Source organism: Stenotrophomonas sp. YJH_SMC_19 (genome assembly GCF_059367915.1).
In genome coordinates, this window is record NZ_JCAFRI010000001.1 from 116,379 (window position 1) to 135,846 (window position 19,468).

A 19,468-nucleotide genomic window follows, 5' to 3' on the forward strand; every position below is an offset into this window, starting at 1 on the left:
GATGGGGGCACTCGCCACCCTGCTGTGGCTGGCCAATGTGGTACTCGATACCGGTGGCCAGCTCGCCTTCAAGGCCGCCGCCAGCGATCCGCAGGAAGGCGAAGGACTGCAACGCTGGAAACACATGCTCAGCCGCCCCTGGCTGTGGATCGGCATCGCCTGCTACGTGCTCGAGTTCGTGGCCTGGATTGCGTTCCTGTCCCTGGTGCCGCTGTCCAAGGGCGTGCTGCTGGGCTCGATCAACATCGTTGCGTTGATGATCGCCGGTCGTTTCCTGTTCCGCGAGAAGCTCACGCCGCTGCGGGTGACCGGCATGCTGCTGGTCACGGCGGGCGTGGCGGTGGTGGGGGCCGGCTCATGAGGCGCCTGTATGTGATCGGTTTCCCGCTGCTGATGGCCTTCGACACGCTGGCCCAGCTGTGCTTCAAGTACGCCGGTGACGCCGCGCTGCCGGTCGAGGCCAACACCGCCTGGCTGCTGCGCGTGCTGTCGCAGCCGTGGGTGTACGGCGCCATCCTCGGCTACGTGGGCGCGTTCTTCACCTGGATGAGCCTGCTGCGCCATGCGCCGATCGGCCCCGCGTTTGCCGCCTCGCACCTGGAAGTGATCAGCGTGCTGCTGCTGTCGGCGTGGCTGTTGAACGAGCCGCTGACCCTGCACCATCTGTTAGGTGCGGTACTGATCGTGGCCGGCATCGTCTGCCTCGGCCGCGCTGAAGCGGACGACCCGCACAGTCCCGCCGAAAGCACGTCGTGAGCGGGCTGCGATGAGCCTGTTCGCGCGCGAACTGCCACCTACCGCTGGCCTGCCGATTCAGGCCAGCGATTTCCTGCCCGGTGGCGGCGACCTGCGCGAAGTCCTGGCCAGCCAGCTCGGCACACCGCCACTGCAGCTGACCTGTTCCGGCACGCATGCACTGCTGATCGCGCTGCGTACGCTGCGCAAGCGCGCGCCAAGGCGCGACACCGTGATCATGCCGGCCTATACCTGCCCGCTGGTGCCGATCGCGGTGCACAGCCTGGGCCTTCGCGTACAGCTGTGCGACACCCGTCATGGCCACTTCGATTTCGACCCTGGCCAGCTCAAGCGCCTGGCCGATGCACGCACGCTGGCGATCCTGCCCACTCACCTGGGCGGGCGCATCGCCGATGTCGAGCTGGCCTGCGAGGTTGCGCGCGGCGCCGGCGCCTGGGTGATCGAGGATGCCGCGCAGGCGCTCGGCGCACGCGTTGGCAACACCAGTGTCGGCCTGCGCGGCGATATCGGATTCTTCAGCCTGGCCGCCGGCAAGGGCCTGAGCCTGCACGAAGGCGGCCTGCTGGTCAGCCGCGATGACGAACTGCGTGCCGCGCTGGCCGGACATGCCGTCCAGCACGTTCGCTCCAGCCTGCGCTGGGAGCTGCTGCGCAGCGTGCAGTTGATCGGCCTTGCTGCCTGCTATCGCCCTTCGCTGCTGTCGCTGGTGTATGGCAATCCATTGCGCAGTGCGCTTCAACGCGACGATCTGGAAGAAGCGGTCGGTGACATTTTCCCGCTTGATATACCGCAGCACCGGGTCAGCCACTGGCGGCAGAACATCGGCGCGCGTGCCGCGCGGCGCTTGCCGGCGTTCCTGCAGGCCGGTCGCCTGCGTGCGTTGCAGCTGCGCGTGCAGCTGGCACAGCTGCCAGCCGTAGAAGTGGTCGACGGCCTCGCCGGTAGCGGTGGCACCTGGCCACTGCTGATGCTGCTGCTGCCCAGCCAGCGCGCCCGCGATGCCGTGCTGAAAGACCTGTGGCCACGTGGTCTCGGCGCCAGCCGCATGTTCATCCATGCCCTGCCCGACTACACGTACCTGCGCGGCATCGTGCCGCAGGACGACATGCCCAACGCGCTCGACTTCGCCGCACGCATGCTGACCCTGGGCAACAGCGCCTGGCAGACCCGTGAAGACACGGCCGAAATCCTGCAGGTCCTGGCCCGCGCCTGACCCGAACGTGCACGCGTGGCCTGCCCTCCGCGCATTCATCCGTGCACCTTCCTGAACGTTTTCCCAGCCTGTCAGAAGAGCCTTTCAACAGGAAAGGAACGAGAAAGGCGGCCTGCCTACATTGAGCCTGCCCCGGCATCGGGCCGGGCGTTTCTTTCATCGACGGACCTGCCCATGCACTGGAGCATCCTGTGTGACTTCGACGGCACCATCAGCCTCGAAGATGTCATCGACTCGCTGCTGGAAAAGTACGGCCAGCCGGGCTGGCAGGAACTGGAAGACCAGTGGAAAGCGGGAAAGATCGGCTCGCGTGAATGCATGCAGGGCCAGGTGCGGCTGCTGAAACTGGACCCGGCCACGCTCGACGCCCATCTGGACCAGGTACAGATCGATCCGGGCTTCGCCGCCTTTGTCAGCCGTGCCGAACAGCTGGGCCTGCCGCTGCGCATCGTCAGTGACGGCCTGGACTATGCGATCCACCGCATCCTGGCCAACCACGGCCTGTCGCAGCTGCCGGTGGTGGCCAACCACCTGCGCTGGTGCGAAGACCATTGGGAACTGGAGTCGCCCTACCAGGCCGAAGGCTGCCGCAGTGGCACCTGCAAGTGCACCTGCGCCGCACAGGCGCGCGCCAACGAAGCACCGCGCGTGCTGATGATCGGTGACGGCAGCTCGGATTTCTGCGTGTCCGAAGACGCCGACTTCGTGTTCGCCAAGCGCCGCCTGATTACCCATTGCACGAATGCCGGCATCGAGCATGCCGCCATCGACACCTTCCACGATGCAGTCGCACTGTTGCCGCGCCTGCTCGATGGCAGCCTGCTGCAGCCACGTCGCATCGACGCCCGCCCGCAGCCCGCCGCACTGCCCCCGCTGCTGGCCACTGCCTGAGCACTCCCTCCAAGCACGCTCCCCCGTCGCCCCTTTCGAACGTCCTTCACGGAACCGAACTGCATGAACATTTTTGACAAGAACGCCGACGCCGCTGCCTCCGACGCGCAGCTGCTGGCCGACGAAGCCCGCTACAGCTCCTTCGGCGATACCGTCCACTACGTCGACCCGCCGAAGATCTTCCAGCGCGGCGAAGGCAGCTACATGTTCGACGGTGCGGGCGTGCCCTACCTCGATCTGCAGATGTGGTACTCGGCCTGCAACTTCGGCTACAGCAACAAGCGCCTGAATGACGCGCTGAAGGACCAGATCGACACCCTGCCGCAGGTCGCCAGCCAGTACCTGCATCCGACCCGCGTGCAGCTGGCCAAGACCATTGCCGTGGACATGCACGAGAAGTTCGGCCTCGACGGTCGCGTGCATTTCAATGTCGGCGGCGCGCAGGCCATTGAAGACTCGCTGAAGATCGTGCGCAACGCGCGCGGCGGCAAGAGCCTGATGTTCGCCTTCGAAGGCGGCTACCACGGCCGCACCCTGGGTGCCTCGTCGATCACCTCCAGCTACCGCTACCGCCGCCGCTACGGCCACTTCGGCGAGCGCGCGATGTTCATCCCGTTCCCATACCCCTTCCGTCGCCCGAAGGGCATGACCCCGGACGAGTATTCCGACCACTGCGTGTGGCAGTTCGAGCGCCTGTTCGAAAGCGAATACAACGGCGTGTGGGACCCCAAGGTCGGCCAGGCCGAGTACGCCGCGTTCTACGTCGAGCCGATCCAGGGCACCGGTGGCTACGTCATTCCGCCGCGCAACTTCTTCACCGGCCTCAAGCGCGTGCTGGACAAGTACGGCATCCTGATGGTGGTCGATGAGATCCAGATGGGCTTCTGGCGTACCGGCAAGCTGTGGTCGATCGAGCACTTCGGCGTGACCCCGGACGTGCTGGTGTTCGGCAAGGCGCTGACCAACGGCCTGAACCCGCTGTCCGGCCTGTGGGCACGCGAAGAGCTGATCAACCCGACCGTGTTCCCGCCGGGTTCCACCCACTCCACCTTCAACTCCAACCCGCTGGGCACCCGCCTGGGCCTGGAAGTGTTGAAGCTGGGCAAGGAAATGGACTACGAGCGCACCGTGCCGGAAAAGGGCGCGTACTTCCTGGACGGCCTGCGTGGCCTGCAGAAGCGCCACCCGGAAATCGGCGACGTCGACGGCCTGGGCCTGGCCCTGCGCGCCGAAATCTGCCAGGCCGACGGCTACACCCCGAACAAGGAACTGCTGGACCGCATGGTCGACATCGGCCTGGCCGGTGACCTCCTGCACGACGGCAAGCGCATGGGCCTCGTGCTCGACGTGGGTGGCTGGTACAAGAACGTGATCACCTTCGCGCCGTCGCTGGACATCAGCTACGAAGAGATCGACCTGGCGATCACCCTGCTCGACCAGGCGCTGACCAAGGCCAAGGGCTGAGGCTGGATGCGCTGCCGGTTCCCGTGCCGATGGAGATGACGTCACGCGCATCCAGCACCGCGCTGGAACCGGCCGCGCTGCTGGAGGGCTTCCTGGCCCACCCGCCGCTCGGATTCGAGGCAGGCCGCCTTCCCAGCGGCCTGCCGACTTTCCGTGCGCCGCTGGACCTGACCACCACGATGGACGACGCGCTGCGCAGCAAGCTGCTCGGCCTGCCGCTGTCGCGCCTGTGGCGGCCTTGGATCACCTGGAAGACCCGATTCGTCGGTGCCACCAGCACCGAGTACACGCCGCTGCCGGCGCACGTGGCGCCGGAGGCGCTGGCCGAGGACGTGACGCGTCACGCGATCGGCGATACCCGGCTGCTGGTGGTCAAGGACCTGGCCATCGATTCACCGCTGCTGGACGACGCGGCCAACGCGCACAGCGCGGCGTTCCTGCAGGCCTTGCTGGCGCGCGGCTTCGTTGAACTGGAAGGCATGCCGCTTGCCTGGGTGGCGATCGATTTCGATTCGCTCGATGGCTACCTCGGCCGCCTGTCGCCCTCGCGCCGCAAGAACATCCGGCGCAAGCTCCGTTCGCGTGATGACCTGCAGATCGACTGCATCGCCACCGGTGATCCGGCCCTGACCGACCCACGGCTGCAGGCCGAGCTGTATGCGCTGTACCTGGGCGTGTATGCGCAGAGCGCGGTGCATTTCGACCAGCTCGACCTGACCTATTTCCAGTACCTGCTGGCCGACAGCCAGGGCCAGGGACGGATGTTCCTGTACCGCCACCAAGGGCAGCTGATCGGCTGGAACCTGTGCTACGTGCATGCCGGAAAGCTGGTGGACAAGTACATCGGCCTGGCCTACCCGCTGTCACGCGAGCACAACCTGTACGCGGTGAGCTGGATGCACAACCTCGAGTATGCCCTGCAGCACGGCCTGAGCCACTACGTGGCCGGCTGGACCGACTCGCGGATCAAGGCCGAACTGGGCGCCCGCTTCACCTCCACCCGGCACGCGATCCACGCCCGTTCCCCGCTGCTGCGCGCCGCCCTGCGCCGGCTGGCCCCGTACCTGCAGGGCGAAGCTGATGGAGGCGGTTGAACGATGACGTTGCGTTCTCCGTTGATCCTCGACCTGGACGGTGGCGTGCTGCCGCTGCCCCAGGCGCAGACCCTGACCCTGCCGCAGTGGCACGATCCACTGCGCTTTGCCTGCAGCAATGCCACCCTGGACCGTTTCGCCACTGAAGTGCTGGCGCCGCTGCCCGCGCAGCTCGGCACGGTCATGCTCGGCAGTGGCGACTTCCACCACCTCAGCCTGCCGCTGTTGCGCCGCATGCGCACACAGGCGCCGTTCCAGTTGGTAGTGCTGGACAACCATCCGGACAACATGCGTTTTCCGTTCGGCATGCATTGTGGCTCATGGGTGAATGCAGCCAGCAAGCTGCCGCAGATCTCGCACATCCATGTGCTCGGCATTACCTCCAGCGACATCGGCCTCGGCCACGCCTGGGAAAACCATTGGCGCCCGCTAATGGGCGGGCGGCTGACCTACTGGTGCATGGATGTGGACGTGGACTGGGGCCACCGCCTCGGCATGGGCCGTGCATTCCGACGCTTCGAGCATCCGGAGGGACTGGTCGCCGCGTTCGCCGCCGAGCAGGCCAAATCGCCGCAGCCGACCTACCTGTCGATCGACAAGGACGTGTTCGCCGAGGACGTCGCGCGCAGCAACTGGGACCAGGGCCGATTCCAGCTGGAAGACGCACTGGTGGTGATCGAGGCGCTGCGTGCCGGCGGCCTGGTCGGCAGTGACATCACCGGGGAAGTGTCGCTGGCCAACTACCAGAGCCGCTTCAAGCGCTGGCTGTCGTCACTGGATGGCCAGCCCGACATCAGCGCCGAGGACCTTCCCGTCTGGCAGGCGCGGCACCAGCAGGTGAATCGCGAACTGCTGGCGGCGATGGCCGCCGTGCCGACGGCCTGCTGACCGCGCCGGTCGTGCCGGCCGCTGGCCGGCGTGGCTTCGGTAGTGCCGGCCGCTGGCCGGCAATGCCAACCGAGGTTGGCATCTACCAGACCAATGCCGGCCAGCGGCCGGCACTACACTGGACTCCCGTCCCGGAGCCCTCGCCATGCCCCAGACCGTCATTCCGCAGCTGCGCATGCGCCACGCCGACACCACGCTGCCGTTCTACGTGCAGGGGCTGGGTTTCGTGGTCGACTGGGAACATCGCTTCGAACCGGGCTTCCCGCTGTTCGCCCAGCTCACCCGCGACGGCCAGACGATCTTCCTCACCGAACACAGCGGCGACTGCGAGGTCGGCGGCGCGGTGTACTTCATCGTCGACGACGTCGACAACCTGCACCGCGCCTTCAGTGCGGCCAACGTGCCGATCGAGCAGCCCCCGCATGACACCGAGTGGGGCAGCCGCGAGATGTTGCTGCGCGACCCCGACGGCAACCGCCTGCGCTTTGCCACCCACATGGACTGAATCGGACGGACTTGAGGCGTATATACGGAACATATATGCTTCGTATATCCACTCCACCAGGACCGCCCATGGGCATCGTCAACATCGATGACACCCTGCACGACCAGCTACGCCGTGCCTGTACCGTCTCCAGCCGCTCGATCAACGCCCAGGCCAACTTCTGGATCCGGGTCGGCATGCTCTGCGAGCTGAACCCGACGCTGAGCTTCCAGGACATCGTCGCCAGCGAGCTGCGCGCGGCCGGCGTGCAGCCGCCGCTGTTGCCTCCGGGCCAGGTCTGAGCCGATGGGCATCATCAAGCGCCCCGACGAGATCGCGTTGATGGCCGAATCCGGGCGCCTGCTGGCGCAGGTGTTCGCCGCGCTCGACCAGCTGCCGCTGCAGGGCCGCAGCACGATGGAGATCAACGAATTCGTCGAGCGCATGATCGTCGATGAGCTGCAGGCACGGCCGGCCAGCAAGGGCCAGTACGGCTTCCCGTATGTGCTCAATACCTCGATCGACAACGTCATCTGCCACGGCGTGCCCAGCACCACCGACGTGCTGCGCAACGGCCAGATCGTCAACCTCGACATCACCCTGGAAAAGAACGGCTACATCGCCGACTCCAGCACCACCTACCTGGTCGGTGAGGTCGACTACGCCGCGCGCCGGCTGGTGCAGACCGCCTACCAGGCGATGTGGAAAGGCATCGCCGCGGTGCGCCCCGGCGCACGCCTGGGCGATATCGGCCACGCCATCGCCCGCCACGCACGCAGCCACCGCTACAGCGTGGTGAAGGAGTACTGCGGCCACGGCATCGGCCAGGAGATGCATGAGGAACCGCAGATCCTGCACTACGGGCATCCCAACACCGGCATGGTGCTGGAAGAGGGGATGGTGTTCACCATCGAGCCGATGCTCAACCAGGGCAAGCCGGCCATCCGCCAGCAGCCGGACGAATGGCCGGTCTACACCCGCGATGGCAAGCTGTCGGCGCAGTTCGAGCACACCGTGGCGGTCACCGGCAGCGGCGTGCGCGTGCTGACCCTGCGCCCCGGCGAAACCCCGCAGTGCGCGGTGGACGCGGCCTAGAGCGGGCGCAACAGCAGCAGCGTGGCGAGACAGAACATGAAGATCGCCACGCCGGTGTCCAGCATCCGCCATGCAGCCGGCCTGCGGAACACCGGCTGCAGCAGGCGCGCGCCATAGCCCAATGTGCAGAACCAGGCCACGCTGGCCACGCACGCACCGGCGGCGAAGGCCCAGCGCAGATTGCCCGGGTAGCGCGTGGACAGGCTGCCCAGCAGCACCACCGTATCCAGATAGACGTGCGGGTTGAGCAGGGTGAAGGCCAGACAGGTCAGCAGCACCTGCCGTCGATCGCCACCGTCCACGTCACCCGCCGCCAGTGCACTGCCACCGCGCCACGCACGCATCCCGGCCTGCAGGCCATACCAGAGCAGGAAGACCGCACCACCGATGCGCAGCACCTGCAGCAGCAACGGCCACTGCAGCACCAGCGCGCCCATGCCGCCCACGCCGGCCAGGATCAACGCGATATCCGCGCCGGCGCAGGCCAGCACCACCCTGCCCACATGACGTTGTTGCAGGCCTTGGCGCAGCACGAAGGCATTCTGTGCGCCGATGGCGATGATCAGGCCGGCGCCCGCGAAGAGGCCGGCGACGGTAGCGGCAATCCACATCGGGACAGGCCAGGCAGCGAGGGGACGCGCAGGGTGCGGCCAACAGCCTTGTTTAGACAAACTGATTTTTCTTTATCCTGTGCAGGAAAACTGAAGAGGCACCGGCATGGACCTGGTACACCCGCAACTGGCCGCGTTTGCCGCGGTGCTGGAGGAAGGCAGCTTCGAGGCTGCGGCACGCCGCCTGTCGATCAGCCCATCAGCACTGTCGCAGCGGATCAAGGCTCTGGAAGACCGGCTCGGGCAGGTGCTGGTGGTGCGCCAGGCGCCGTGCCGCCCCACCGCCGCCGGTGAGGCGCTGCTGCGCCGAGTGCGACCGATGCAGGCGCTGGAGGCCGAGGCATTGGCCGAGCTGCTTCCCGAGCGTGGCAGCAGCGACGCTGCGCGCACCCCGATCCCGCTGGCGGTCAATGATGATTCGCTCGATACGTGGTTCGTGCCGGCCATCGCCGACCTGCACCAGCGCCATGGCTACCTGTTCGACCTGCGCATGGACGACCAGGACCACACCCTGCGGTTGCTGCGCGACGGCAGCGTGCTGGGTGCGGTCACCGCCGAAAGCCAGCCGGTGAAGGGCTGCAACGTGCACCCGCTCGGCGCCATGCGCTACCAAGCGATTGCTTCGCCCGGATTCGCCCGCCAGTACTTCAGCGATGGCATGGACGCCACGGCGCTGGCACGCGCGCCGATGCTGGTGTTCAACCGCAAAGATGAACTGCAGTGGCGCTTCGTGCGTCGCCTGACCCGCGCGCGGCTGCAGCCGCCGCTACACTACCTGCCCTCCTCCACCGGTTTCGTCGAAGCCGCCGCGTGCGGACTCGGCTGGGGCCTGGCCCCGGAAACCCTGGCCGCGCCCGCTGTGCGCGCCGGCCGCGTGGTGGTGCTGGAACCCCGCCGCTGGCTTGATGTGCCGTTGTACTGGCAGCATGCCGCCGTGCGCTCAAGCACGCTGCAGCACATCACCCAGGCGCTGCGTACTGCGGCCAGCGGCACCCTTCGTTGAGGAAAGACCGATGACCGCAGACCCGGGCTTCACACCATGCGCACTACCGTTTGCGCACTTCTTTACCACTGGGACGGCATGGGCGTGATCGGCCGACGTACAAGGATGCACCGCGCAAAAGTCGCGTTGACCCTGGCAGCCTGCCTGCCGCTTGCGGCGGCAGCGCAGAGCAGTGCCGATGCACCCGCACTGGACTGGGAACAGGCGCGGCAACGCCTGGAGCAGGTCTCCGATGCGCTGGCCGCTGCCGATGCAGCCGTTCGCAACAAGCAGGACCTGCAGGACGCCACCCGGCTGCTGCGCCTGCCGGAGATCACCGGCGAAGTGCGCCGCCTGCAGTTCCAGAAGACGCTCACTCTGCCGCTGGGCTCACTGGCGCCGGTGGCTGAAGCCTTCGGCATCGATTCGCCGCTGTCGTTCACCGAGCGCGACTGGCGCACCCGTCCAGTGGTCACTGCGGTGCTGCCGCTGTACACCGGCGGCGTGATTCCGGCCGCGCAGCGTGCGGCCAGTGCCGCCCACGAACAGGCCAGCGCCGAGCGCGAAGCACAACGTCAATCGCTGACCGTGCAGCTGGCCCAGGCCTACTTCGGGCAGCGCCTGGCCGAGCAGGCGGTGGACGTGCGCCGTGACGTGCGCGATGGCCTCAACCGCCACCTGTCCGATGCAGAGAAGCTGGAACGCGAGGGTTTCGCCACCCGCGCCCAGCGCCTGCAGGCCACCGTGGCCCGCGACAAGGCCGAGCGCGAATACCAGAAGACAGTGAACGACCTGGCCACGCTGAAGGCCGCACTGGCCACGCTGCTGCGCAGTGGTGGCGAGGTGCAGCCGGTTTCGCCGCTGTTCGTGCAGCGCGTGCCGCTGGAACCGGTGGCCAGCTTCGAGCGTACTGCGCAGGCGCGCCAGCCGCAGATCGCACGCCTGCGGGCCATGGTGGCGCAGGCCGAACAGGGCGTGCGCGTGCAGCAGGCCAAGCTGAAACCGCAGATCTTTGCCTTCGGCCAGTACGACTTCCGCCGCCGCGACGAAATGCTGACCGATCCGGACTGGGCGTTCGGTATCGGCCTGAAGTACACCTTCCTGTCGCCGAACTCGCGGCCGGCGCAGATCAGCGCCGCGCGTGCGCAGCAGGACCAGGCCGAAGCGGGCTTGCGCGAGGCCGAGAACCAGGTCGCGCTGGGCGTGCGCAAGGCCTGGAACGAACTGGAAACCGCGCGCCAGCAGTACGTGCTGCTCGACAGCAGCATCGCCCAGGCACAGGAAAACCTGCGCCTGCAGGAGCTGGCGTTCCGCGAGGGCCAGGCCACCTCGCTGGATGTGATCGACGCGCGGCTCGGCCTGGGCGGTGCCCGTGTAGAGCGCGCACAGGCCGCCTACCAATACGATATTGCGCTGGCACAGTTGCTGGAGGTCAGTGGACAGATGGACCGTTTTGAAGAATTCCGGCGCCGTGCGGACGAGGTGATCGACCATGAGTGATGTGCTGCACGACGATGCGACAACACCCCCGGCCAAGCGCCGCCTGGGCCCCATCCTGGTAGTGGTGCTGCTGGTCGCGGTGGTGCTCGGCCTGTGGCTGGCCTGGCGCAGCCCGGCCGACCAGATCCAGGGCATGGCCGACGCGGACACCATCAACGTGGCCGCCAAGATCACCGCGCGCGTGGCGGAGTTGAAGGCGCGCGAGGGCGACCGCGTGCAGCCCGGGCAGGTGCTGTTCCTGCTCGACAGCCCCGAAGTGGCCGCCAAGGAACAGCAGGCCCACGGCGCGTTGGCCGCCGCACAGGCGGTGGCCGACAAGGCCGACGAAGGCGCGCGCAGCGAAGACATCCGCGCCGCCGAAGCGAACTGGAAGCGCGCCGAAGCCGGTGCAACGCTGGCCGAAGCCACCTACCAGCGCGTGCAGAACCTGTTCAACGAAGGGGTGATGACCCGGCAGAAGCGCGATGAAGCGCATGCCCAGGCCACCAGTTCGCGCGAACTGGCCCGTGCCGCGCGCGCGCAGTACGACATGGCGTTGGCCGGCGCACGCGAGCAGGACAAGCGTGCCGCGCAGGGCCAGGTGCAGCAGGCGCAGGGCGCGGTGGCCGAAGTCAACGCCGCGCGTGCCGAAGTCGAAGGACGCGCGCCGGTGGCGGGCGAGATCAACAAGCGCATGGCCGACCCGGGCGAGCTGGTGCCGGCCGGCTACCCGGTATTCACCCTGGTCGACATTGATCGCATGTGGGTGGCGATGAACCTGCGCGAATCACAGATGCAGGGCCTGAAGGTCGGCAGCAAGCTGCAGGGCAACGTGCCGGCACTCGGCCTGGACGGCGAGTTCGAGGTCTACTTCATCAACCCTGCCGGCGACTATGCGACCTGGCGTACCACCCGCCAGTCGTCCGGCTACGACGTCCGCAGTTTCGAGGTGCGGGTGCGCCCGGTACGCCGCATCGAGGGCTTCCGCCCCGGCATGAGCGTGCTGTTCGCATGGCCCCAGCACTGAGCCCGGACCGCAACGGCTTCGCTGCTTCGTGGCGGCGCGAGCTGCATTCGCTGCGCGGCAACCGTGCCGACCTGCTGCTGGTCACCGTGCTGCCCCTGCTGATGCTGGCGGTGATGGCGTGGATGTTCTCGCCGTCGGTGATGCGCGACATCCCCATTGCCGTGGTCGACCTCGACCACAGCAGTGACAGCCGCCTGCTGCTGCGCATGCTCGATGCCAGTCCCGGCGTACGCATCGCCAGCCAGCCGGCGGACCTGGAGGACGCGCGTTCGCAGCTGCGCAGGCTGGACGTGTTTGCCATCGTACTGGTGCCGCGCGATGTCACCCGGCAGGCGCTGCGTGGACGCCAGGGCACGGTGTTCGCCTATTACAACGCCACCTACATGACCACCGGCCAATCTGCGTCACGCGATATCGGCGACGCAGTCTCGGCCTGGAACGCACGCCTGCTGCGCGAACGCATCGGCCTGCAGGTCGGCCCCGGCAAGCTGCGTGCGGCACCGATCGCGGTGCAGTCGGACATCCTGTACAACCCTGCGCGCAGCTACGAGTTGTTCCTGCTGCCGCTGATCTTCCCAGCCGTGCTGTCGCTGGTACTGGCACTTGCGGTGGCCGGCAGCCTCGGCCGCGAGATCCGCGACGGCACCCTGCCCGCCTGGCTGGGTCGAACGCCGTGGTCGGCGATTGCCGGCAAGGTCGCGCCGTACATCCTGCTGTTCTCGCTGTATGGCGCGCTCGGCATCGGTTACCTGGCCTGGCTGCGCGGCGATGGTGTGGCCGGCAGCGTGCTCCTGCTGCTGCTCGCACAGCCACTGTTCTACCTGGCCACGGCCGCCTACGCATTGTTCTTCGTCGGCGTCACCCGCGACATGGGTACCGCGCTGTCCGCGGTCGGCCTCAGCATCGGCACCGCACTGGCGTTCTCCAGCGCTACCTTCCCGGTGCTGGATGGCCCCCTGTTCACCCGCATCTGGCATCAGCTGCTGCCACTCAGCGCCTACATCAAGCTGCAGACCCAGCAGCAGTTCATCGGTTCGCCGCTGCAGGTTTCGGTGTGGCCGTTGGCCACATTGCTGCTGATGGCGGTGGTGGCAGGAGGCATTGGCGGCCTGCGCCTGATCGCCTTTGCGCGCACGCCGGAAGCCGCGCAGCCTGCGGGAGCCGACGCATGAGCGCACTCTGGCGCAGCCTGCGGCAGACCCTGATGGCGGTGCTCTGCGACCGCTACGCGATCGTGGTGATGGTCGGCGCGGTGATCCTGTATTCCTTCTTCTACCCGGCCGCGTACCGTCACCAGGTGGCCGGCAACCTGCCGGTGCTGGTGGTGGACGAAGACCACAGCGCGACCAGCCGCGAGCTGCTGCGCAAGCTCGATGCGCTCCGCGTTGCACACGTGGTCGGGCAACCGGCGGACATCGACAGTGCGCGTCAGCAGCTGGAAGCCGGCCATGCCGAAGGCATCGTGCTGATCCCGGCCAACCTGGAGCGCGACATCCTGCGCGGCCACCCGGCCAAGCTGGTGCTGCTCGGCAACGGCGCCTACCTGGGCCGTGCCAGCTGGGTGCTGGGCAGCGTGGCCGACGCACTGGGCGCGTTCGGGCGTGACGCCGTGGTCGGCCAGGCCGCCTTCATGGGCGCGCCACAGGCGCCGCCGGTCACCCTGGTGCAGCGCCCGCTGTACAACACCCAGGAAGGCTATGGCAGCGCCATCGTGCCCGGCGTGGCCGAGCTGATCGTGCACCAGACCCTGCTGATGGGCATCGGCGTGCTGCTCGGTGGTCGTCGTCTGGCACTCGGCCGGCGCCTGCGCTTCGACGTGCCGACCCTGGCCGGCATGGCGATGGGCTTCGGCCTGATCGGCCTGTTCGGCCTGTTCTGGTACGCCGGGTTCACCGCCTGGGTGCAGGACTATCCGCGCGGCGGAAACCCACTGGGCCAGCTGCTGGGCGGCACCCTGTTCATCGCCGCTACCGTGGTTTTCGGCCTGTTCGTCGGCAGCTTCTTCCGCACCCGCGAACGCGCCTTCCAGTACATCATCGCCACCTCGATCCCGCTGTTCTTCCTGGCCAACCTGTCGTGGCCGGCAGTGATGACGCCGCAACCGCTGGTCTGGCTGGCGCAGCTGCTGCCTACCACCTCCGGCATCAACCTGATGGTGCGCCTGAACCAGATGGACGCCAGCCTGGCCGACGTCAGCCACGAACTGATCGCCCTCACCGTCCTGCTGCTGCTCTACGGCAGCCTCGCCACCTGGCGCCTCCTCGCAAAAAAGGGGGCGGAGGGGATTAAGTCGTAAACGGCCGGTTTGGGGGATTGCGACTTAATTCCCTCCGTCCCCTTTTTCCTGCAACGAAGAACGCCGGCGTGGGGCCGGCGTTCGGGTACTGCGGTGTGGAAGGGGAAACGGGGGCTTTTGGCGATCGATCAGCGATAGACGCGTTCGCAGCGACGTTCAACCACGCGGTCACCGTTCTTCTGCTGCTGGTTGCCCTGGATCTGGCGGCCGGCCGCACCACCGGCCACGGCACCGGCCACGGTTGCAAGCTTCTTGCCGTTGCCGCCGCCCACCTGGTTGCCCAGCAGGCCGCCGATCACTGCGCCGGTAGCGGTACCCGTGATGCGGTTCGGATCGCGCGAGTTGCGCTGCACTTCCACGTTCTTGCAGACCACGCGACTGCCGTCATTGAACTTGCGTCCCTCATCGCGCGGCCCATACGTCTGCGCACCGGCCACCGACGAAGCCGCCAGCAGCGTGCCCAGCACAAGCAATCGGGTCGAGGTCTTCATGGCCATCTCCTGAGTTCCGGTATGGCGCAAGTGTCCTCCTGCGGTTGGCAACCGGAAGTGAAATGCGCGTGTCCGCCGCCTCATCGGCCATCGCGCGTTCAGGAAGAGAATCCGCGCCCATCACGATCAGCCATCGTGATGGGCGCCGTCTCCCTACCGGCATTGCCCTCTGCTAGAACTCTTCCCAACCACCCGCATTGGCGGCCAGCGTCGGTTCCATCCGCGGCGACAGCACCGCCGGCCGGCGTACCGGTGCAACCGATGCCGCCACGGCTGCCAGCGCCGGGCGGACCGCTGCGGCGGCGGTCACCGCCCCCGTGCGGAACACCGAAACCGCCTCGGCCAGCAAGTTGGCCTGCTCCTCCATGGAGCGTGCCGCCGCGCTGGCTTCTTCCACCAGCGCCGCATTCTGCTGCGTGGTCTCGTCCATCTGCACCACCGCCTGGTTCACCTGTTCGATACCCGAGCTCTGCTCCTGCGAGGCGGCAGAGATATCGGCCATGATGTCGGTCACGCGCTGCACCGAGGCCACGATCTCGCCCATCGTGGTGCCGGCCTGGCGAACCAGCGCCGATCCATCGGCGACCTTGCCGACCGAATCCTCGATCAGGCCCTTGATCTCCTTGGCCGCACCGGCCGAGCGCTGCGCCAGCGTGCGCACCTCACTGGCAACCACCGCAAAGCCCCTGCCCTGCTCGCCGGCACGCGCAGCTTCCACCGCCGCGTTCAAGGCCAGGATGTTGGTCTGGAACGCGATGCCGTCGATGACACTGATGATCTCGGCGATCTTCTTCGACGAGGCTTCGATGGCCGACATGGTGGTGACCACCTGGCCGACCACCTCGCCGCCCTGTGAGGCGACGCCATGCGCACCGATGGCAAGCTGGTTAGCCTGGCGTGCGTGCTCGGCGTTCTGCTTCACGGTGGAGGTCAGTTCTTCCATCGACGCCGCCGTCTCTTCCAGGTTCGCCGCCTGCTGCTCGGTGCGACGCGACAGATCGGTGTTGCCCGAAGCGATCTCGCCTGCCGCCAGGTTGATGCTGGACGCGCTGGACTGGATACGGCCGACAATCTGCTTGAGCTGATCGACGGTGGCATTGCAGTCATCGCGCATGCGGGCGAACACGCCGTGGAAGTCACCCTGCATGCGCACGGTCAGGTCACCGCGCGAGATCGCCTGCAGCAGGCTCGACACCTGCACCAGGTTCTGGTCGGTGGTCTGCATCAGGCGATTGAGCCCTGCCACCATGTCGCGGAAATCGTAGGCGAAGCGATCTTCGTCACCGCGCAGGCTGAAGTCGCCTGCCGCGGCCGCTGTCGCCAACCGGCGGATCTCGCTGTTGATCGCCGACAGGCTGGTCTTGGTTTCGTCCATTGCCTGGGTGATCGCCGCCTTCTCGCCCGGCAGCGGATCCATGTCCACCGACAGGTCGCCACGGGCGTAATGCTTCATCACTTCGATCAGCCGGTTCTGCACCTGCACGTGCGAGCCGACCAGCGCATTGGTCTCGTGCACCATGCGCCCGTAGTCGCCGGGGAAGGCACTCTCATCCATGCGATAGCTGAGGCTGCCGGCATCGTGCTGGCGGGCCAGCTCGCCCTGCGCCGCCATCACCGACTGCAGCTGCGCCTGCATGCGCTGCATCGACCTGAGCAGCTGCGTCACCTCATCGTTGCCGGACGCGTCGATGCTGCTGTCCAGCCGCCCGTTGGCGATGCCGTCGGCCAGCTTCACCGCACCTTCCAGCGGGCGGGTCAGGCTGCGGGTGATGGCCCACGCCGCCAGTGAACCCAGTATCAGGCTCAGCACGCCGAACACGATCGACAGCGTGCCGGTCCAGGATTCGGTTGAACGGTATTCCTCGCGGCTGCGCTCGGTCAGTGTCTCCTGATGCCGCAGCAGGGTCGAGATCGCCTCATTCCATGCGGTGGCCAGGCCGTGCTCGGCGAGCAGTTCCTTGGCCGCACCGTCGAAATCACCGGCCTTCATGCGCTCGTGCAGATGCTGGGTGGAGGCGTCGGTGGCCTTGCGTGCCGCGTCGATTTTCGCAACAAGGGTATCGCCGGTGGCGTCGCGCGGAATCTTGATGTACTTGGCCCAGATACCGTCGTAGGTCTGCGACAGCTCCTGCGCCTTCTGATAATCCTTGTCGAAATCCTCGCCGCGCTTGATCACCATCAGCCGGCGATGCATCAGCACCGCGTTGTTGGTATCCAGCATGTCGTTCAACAGCCGCATCTTCACCATGTTGACGTCCACCACTTTCTCGAACTGGGCGGACTTCAGGTGATTCCCGTACAGCACCAAGCCGACGATGGCCACGATGAACAGCAGCAGCAATCCAAATCCGGCACCCAGCCGGGATCCCACTCGGAGGTTGCGTAACGCGAGCATCTCAATTCCCTTGATCATGGCCGTACGATCGATGACGGCGCAGGCAGGGGAAACTTTATGGGCCGATATTATTATATCGATCTAAAACTCTGGAACTGTGCAGACAGGTGTGAAAGCGAGCGACCCACGGGGCCTTATATCCATAAGGTATATCGCCACGCGTAGCGAGAATGGGATCAGGCAGGGACCTGCCAGCCCGTTGCGCGGCATTACGGGGCAGCTGGCCCCGGGAAGACCAGATCCTTCCCGAGCCTTGCCGCATAGATGCTCTCGAACTGGAAAGAGAGCACAAACCGGAACTCGCACGCCCCGGCGTAACGCTTGATGAAGTGGCAGATTTCCTCCCAGGCACGTTCAAACCCGCTCGCGCGGAAATGAAACGAGCCGAGCAGGCCCACCTGCCACTTGGCTTCGATCCCTTCCGCAACGACAGCTTCCGGTGGGTGGACGATGCTGAATCCGAAGCCCGTGTTGGAGGCTGGAAGATACCCATGCAGATCGTCAGTACCGTCGGAGTACTCGGCCTGGATCGAATCCAGCACGTGCAGCACGGCAGCCAGGTCGGCACCGGCTTCGACCTCGAGAAACAGCGAAATGCTCACTGCTTGCTCAAGCCGATAAGGGTATGCCGGTTGAAGAACCGCATCTTTCCCTCGATTGTGAAGTCCGTGCGCCTGATCTCGCCCAGCATCATCTCGCGCTGCGCTTCGTTCAACGTGCACGGCTCAAGAACATTCGCCTCCAGCACGAGGCCTGGCGGCGCCAGTCGCAGCTCGACAATGCAGGCATTGCCCTCGATGGGAACACCTGCTGGCCACGCCGTCATTGCGATCGCACGCATTTGCTCCTGATACGCCACCCGCTCCGCTTCCTCGATCTGCGGGTCCTGTTGATCCGGCGGGTTCGCCGCCACATGCAGAGCAGACTGAGTGGGCGTTGGCTCTGATATCGAACCAACGATCAGTTTGATCAGGGTGTTCTGTGAGGCCATTACCGCCAAGGCGATTACCAGAGCGGTGTAGCTGACACCACCAGCCTTCTGCAGCTCAAGGTGCCGCCGATGTTCCCCGCGATGCTCGGCATCAACCTTGCGGATAATCCTTCGGCAATGCGCCAGGTACAACGGATTCGCCAGGATTCCTGCAAGTACGCGAAACGCCACGAACGAGAGCAAGGACAACCATGGCAGCCCCAGCAGCACGAAGGTGGTCATCAGCAACGGCGAAAGGATGAACCAGATCGCGCCCCACGCATGCATGCGCCGGAAGAAGAACCAGAGTGACGAGAACAGGAATGCCGGCCAGTTCCAACGCCTTGGCGCCCTGCCGCTTGCTTCGTACAGCCTCCAGTAGTGGAGGTAGGTGGAGAACCGGTCTCCTACCACGATCGCCAGTGCGTCCTTTTCGCTCAGCCCATCGGAGGTTGCATCTGTGCGCTGTACTGCTTCGCTGCCGGTGCTGCCGAAGGTGGGCTCAATCCTTACTTTCATTCTCTTTTATCCAAACTCGCCACGAAATCATTCAAGACCGCTTGCCACGTAACATCGCGGCCATTGAGTCCCACCCTGCCTGTACTCAGCGCGGCCTTACTCGAACTCAATGCAACGGCCAGAAACGCTCTCAAGCCACGACGCAGATTGCAGTCACGACCTGCTCCGGCTCATCTTCGAGCGGCACACCCCAACCGGAAATTTCGAGGGCTCCGTACTCACCTCCGCTACAGAACCACTCCTCTGCTTCATCGAAATGCAACTCGGTGAAGCCAAGAAAATCTGAAACCAGACTTCCAATGCCAATTGAACCTACTGCAAGTCCACGATAGGACTTACGTGCAACGACATCCCACGGCATCCCCAATGCATAAACCTTGATCGCCCGCACCCCCCCGCCCCCGATCGTAATAAAGAGCGCAGCCATATCACCAGCGCGATCACCGCCTGGCAGGGAGAACAGGAGCCCGCCGTTTCCGCGCTCGTCAGGACCAGACCTTTCCAGACGAAGATCAGGCCCGTCCTTAAACCTGTACAACTGAGCATCCGTGTCGATCAGATATGCAGCGATAGCCGCGTCCAGATCACCGTATGACGCATGCAGAGGTATGGCTGCCATGGATACGCCAGGAACAATCGGCGCATCCCATGCAACGGAGAATCCACTGGAAATACCCACCCCAAAACAAGAATTTTTCAAACCACTGAATTCAACCCTCCGCTTCCGCGGATTCAAGAACTTCACCTTGTCATCACAAATCGAGCCACCAGAACCCTAAAAGCCCAGGCCCGCACCACGGCGAACAAATCGCA

The 19,468-nt window shown here is 65.9% G+C and carries 21 protein-coding genes; 15 read left to right on the plus strand and 6 right to left on the minus strand.

The window, feature by feature from the left end; all coding sequences use genetic code 11:
- The first annotated feature begins 1 nt into the window (after window position 1).
- From AC5P5R_RS00490 to map, 10 genes are all read left to right on the plus strand, one after another.
- Window positions 2-361: an EamA family transporter gene (locus tag AC5P5R_RS00490; protein WP_012479558.1), complete on the plus strand. Its 360-nt coding sequence runs from the start codon at window positions 2-4 to the stop codon at window positions 359-361.
- Window positions 358-756, plus strand: coding sequence for a DMT family transporter (locus AC5P5R_RS00495; RefSeq protein ID WP_049446815.1), 399 nt, complete (start codon window positions 358-360; stop codon window positions 754-756). Before AC5P5R_RS00490 ends, AC5P5R_RS00495 begins: the two co-directional genes overlap by 4 nt.
- A 10-nt stretch (window positions 757-766) precedes the next feature.
- Window positions 767-1,969: a DegT/DnrJ/EryC1/StrS family aminotransferase gene (locus AC5P5R_RS00500; protein ID WP_100438029.1), complete on the plus strand. Its 1,203-nt coding sequence runs from the start codon at window positions 767-769 to the stop codon at window positions 1,967-1,969.
- Between the two features lie 174 nt (window positions 1,970-2,143).
- On the plus strand, window positions 2,144-2,860 hold the full coding sequence (locus AC5P5R_RS00505; RefSeq protein WP_005408664.1) for an MtnX-like HAD-IB family phosphatase: 717 nt from the start codon (window positions 2,144-2,146) through the stop codon (window positions 2,858-2,860).
- A gap of 63 nt (window positions 2,861-2,923) precedes the next feature.
- Window positions 2,924-4,324, plus strand: a complete 1,401-nt coding sequence (locus AC5P5R_RS00510) for an aspartate aminotransferase family protein (RefSeq protein ID WP_005408663.1) — start codon at window positions 2,924-2,926, stop codon at window positions 4,322-4,324.
- Window positions 4,325-4,353: 29 nt separating this feature from the next.
- On the plus strand, window positions 4,354-5,418 hold the full coding sequence (locus AC5P5R_RS00515; protein ID WP_100438028.1) for a GNAT family N-acetyltransferase: 1,065 nt from the start codon (window positions 4,354-4,356) through the stop codon (window positions 5,416-5,418).
- 3 nt (window positions 5,419-5,421) lie between these two features.
- Window positions 5,422-6,306 carry an arginase family protein gene (locus AC5P5R_RS00520; protein ID WP_100438027.1) on the plus strand — a complete coding sequence of 295 codons (885 nt, stop codon included), beginning with the start codon at window positions 5,422-5,424 and terminating at the stop codon, window positions 6,304-6,306.
- A 145-nt stretch (window positions 6,307-6,451) separates the two neighbouring features.
- Window positions 6,452-6,811: a bleomycin resistance protein gene (locus tag AC5P5R_RS00525; protein WP_054171291.1), complete on the plus strand. Its 360-nt coding sequence runs from the start codon at window positions 6,452-6,454 to the stop codon at window positions 6,809-6,811.
- Window positions 6,812-6,879: 68 nt separating this feature from the next.
- Window positions 6,880-7,092, plus strand: a complete 213-nt coding sequence (locus AC5P5R_RS00530) for a ParD-like family protein (protein WP_005412680.1) — start codon at window positions 6,880-6,882, stop codon at window positions 7,090-7,092.
- A gap of 10 nt (window positions 7,093-7,102) precedes the next feature.
- Window positions 7,103-7,885, plus strand: a complete 783-nt coding sequence (map, locus tag AC5P5R_RS00535) for a type I methionyl aminopeptidase (RefSeq protein WP_172986063.1) — start codon at window positions 7,103-7,105, stop codon at window positions 7,883-7,885.
- On the opposite strand, the gene AC5P5R_RS00540 is transcribed toward map, so the two are convergent.
- The gene (locus tag AC5P5R_RS00540) at window positions 7,882-8,496 is read right to left on the minus strand and encodes a LysE/ArgO family amino acid transporter (RefSeq protein WP_043035546.1); all 615 of its coding nucleotides are present in this window, start codon (window positions 8,494-8,496) and stop codon (window positions 7,882-7,884) included. The two genes, map and AC5P5R_RS00540, sit on opposite strands and share 4 nt — an antisense overlap.
- Window positions 8,497-8,602: 106 nt before the next feature.
- Here AC5P5R_RS00540 and AC5P5R_RS00545 point away from each other — a divergent pair, with 106 nt between their 5' ends.
- The 5 genes from AC5P5R_RS00545 to AC5P5R_RS00565 all read left to right on the plus strand — a co-directional run bounded on the left by AC5P5R_RS00545 (window position 8,603) and on the right by AC5P5R_RS00565 (window position 14,280).
- Complete coding sequence (locus AC5P5R_RS00545) at window positions 8,603-9,499, plus strand: LysR family transcriptional regulator ArgP (RefSeq protein ID WP_012479551.1); 897 nt, start codon at window positions 8,603-8,605, stop codon at window positions 9,497-9,499.
- 78 nt (window positions 9,500-9,577) lie between these two features.
- Window positions 9,578-10,978 (plus strand): TolC family protein, encoded by a 1,401-nt coding sequence (locus tag AC5P5R_RS00550; RefSeq protein ID WP_043035548.1) that lies wholly within the window; start codon window positions 9,578-9,580, stop codon window positions 10,976-10,978.
- Complete coding sequence (locus AC5P5R_RS00555; protein ID WP_005412687.1) at window positions 10,971-11,984, plus strand: HlyD family secretion protein; 1,014 nt, start codon at window positions 10,971-10,973, stop codon at window positions 11,982-11,984. Before AC5P5R_RS00550 ends, AC5P5R_RS00555 begins: the two co-directional genes overlap by 8 nt.
- Complete coding sequence (locus AC5P5R_RS00560; protein WP_100438023.1) at window positions 11,969-13,156, plus strand: ABC transporter permease; 1,188 nt, start codon at window positions 11,969-11,971, stop codon at window positions 13,154-13,156. The genes AC5P5R_RS00555 and AC5P5R_RS00560 overlap by 16 nt, the downstream gene beginning before the upstream one ends.
- Window positions 13,153-14,280, plus strand: coding sequence for an ABC transporter permease (locus AC5P5R_RS00565; protein ID WP_164281472.1), 1,128 nt, complete (start codon window positions 13,153-13,155; stop codon window positions 14,278-14,280). Before AC5P5R_RS00560 ends, AC5P5R_RS00565 begins: the two co-directional genes overlap by 4 nt.
- Before the next feature lie 128 nt (window positions 14,281-14,408).
- On the opposite strand, the gene AC5P5R_RS00570 is transcribed toward AC5P5R_RS00565, so the two are convergent.
- The 5 genes from AC5P5R_RS00570 to AC5P5R_RS00590 all read right to left on the minus strand — a co-directional run bounded on the left by AC5P5R_RS00570 (window position 14,409) and on the right by AC5P5R_RS00590 (window position 19,391).
- Entirely contained in the window at window positions 14,409-14,777 is a 369-nt protein-coding gene (locus AC5P5R_RS00570; protein WP_032965667.1) for a glycine zipper 2TM domain-containing protein, read from the minus strand.
- 166 nt (window positions 14,778-14,943) lie between these two features.
- Window positions 14,944-17,166 (minus strand): methyl-accepting chemotaxis protein, encoded by a 2,223-nt coding sequence (locus AC5P5R_RS00575; protein WP_164281483.1) that lies wholly within the window; start codon window positions 17,164-17,166, stop codon window positions 14,944-14,946.
- Between the two features lie 209 nt (window positions 17,167-17,375).
- Window positions 17,376-17,768 carry a hypothetical protein gene (locus AC5P5R_RS00580; protein ID WP_099498135.1) on the minus strand — a complete coding sequence of 131 codons (393 nt, stop codon included), beginning with the start codon at window positions 17,766-17,768 and terminating at the stop codon, window positions 17,376-17,378.
- Window positions 17,765-18,655 carry a DUF2628 domain-containing protein gene (locus AC5P5R_RS00585; RefSeq protein ID WP_099498134.1) on the minus strand — a complete coding sequence of 297 codons (891 nt, stop codon included), beginning with the start codon at window positions 18,653-18,655 and terminating at the stop codon, window positions 17,765-17,767. Before AC5P5R_RS00585 ends, AC5P5R_RS00580 begins: the two co-directional genes overlap by 4 nt.
- A 130-nt stretch (window positions 18,656-18,785) precedes the next feature.
- Window positions 18,786-19,391 (minus strand): hypothetical protein, encoded by a 606-nt coding sequence (locus AC5P5R_RS00590; protein WP_239502345.1) that lies wholly within the window; start codon window positions 19,389-19,391, stop codon window positions 18,786-18,788.
- Window positions 19,392-19,468 lie beyond the last annotated feature (77 nt).

Bases quoted from the DNA above. Each gene is read 5' to 3' on its own strand.
- AC5P5R_RS00510 (WP_005408663.1), top strand. From the start codon at position 2,924: ATGAACATTTTTGACAAGAACGCCGACGCCGCTGCCTCCGACGCGCAG.
- AC5P5R_RS00505 (WP_005408664.1), top strand. From the start codon at position 2,144: ATGCACTGGAGCATCCTGTGTGACTTCGACGGCACCATCAGCCTCGAA.
- AC5P5R_RS00530 (WP_005412680.1), top strand. From the start codon at position 6,880: ATGGGCATCGTCAACATCGATGACACCCTGCACGACCAGCTACGCCGT.
- AC5P5R_RS00520 (WP_100438027.1), top strand. From the start codon at position 5,422: ATGACGTTGCGTTCTCCGTTGATCCTCGACCTGGACGGTGGCGTGCTG.
- AC5P5R_RS00495 (WP_049446815.1), top strand. From the start codon at position 358: ATGAGGCGCCTGTATGTGATCGGTTTCCCGCTGCTGATGGCCTTCGAC.
- AC5P5R_RS00575 (WP_164281483.1), bottom strand. From the start codon at position 17,166: ATGCTCGCGTTACGCAACCTCCGAGTGGGATCCCGGCTGGGTGCCGGA.
- AC5P5R_RS00550 (WP_043035548.1), top strand. From the start codon at position 9,578: ATGGGCGTGATCGGCCGACGTACAAGGATGCACCGCGCAAAAGTCGCG.
- AC5P5R_RS00585 (WP_099498134.1), bottom strand. From the start codon at position 18,655: ATGAAAGTAAGGATTGAGCCCACCTTCGGCAGCACCGGCAGCGAAGCA.
- AC5P5R_RS00545 (WP_012479551.1), top strand. From the start codon at position 8,603: ATGGACCTGGTACACCCGCAACTGGCCGCGTTTGCCGCGGTGCTGGAG.
- AC5P5R_RS00540 (WP_043035546.1), bottom strand. From the start codon at position 8,496: ATGTGGATTGCCGCTACCGTCGCCGGCCTCTTCGCGGGCGCCGGCCTG.
- AC5P5R_RS00500 (WP_100438029.1), top strand. From the start codon at position 767: ATGAGCCTGTTCGCGCGCGAACTGCCACCTACCGCTGGCCTGCCGATT.
- AC5P5R_RS00490 (WP_012479558.1), top strand. From the start codon at position 2: ATGGGGGCACTCGCCACCCTGCTGTGGCTGGCCAATGTGGTACTCGAT.
- AC5P5R_RS00525 (WP_054171291.1), top strand. From the start codon at position 6,452: ATGCCCCAGACCGTCATTCCGCAGCTGCGCATGCGCCACGCCGACACC.
- AC5P5R_RS00555 (WP_005412687.1), top strand. From the start codon at position 10,971: ATGAGTGATGTGCTGCACGACGATGCGACAACACCCCCGGCCAAGCGC.
- AC5P5R_RS00565 (WP_164281472.1), top strand. From the start codon at position 13,153: ATGAGCGCACTCTGGCGCAGCCTGCGGCAGACCCTGATGGCGGTGCTC.
- AC5P5R_RS00570 (WP_032965667.1), bottom strand. From the start codon at position 14,777: ATGGCCATGAAGACCTCGACCCGATTGCTTGTGCTGGGCACGCTGCTG.
- AC5P5R_RS00560 (WP_100438023.1), top strand. From the start codon at position 11,969: ATGGCCCCAGCACTGAGCCCGGACCGCAACGGCTTCGCTGCTTCGTGG.
- AC5P5R_RS00515 (WP_100438028.1), top strand. From the start codon at position 4,354: ATGGAGATGACGTCACGCGCATCCAGCACCGCGCTGGAACCGGCCGCG.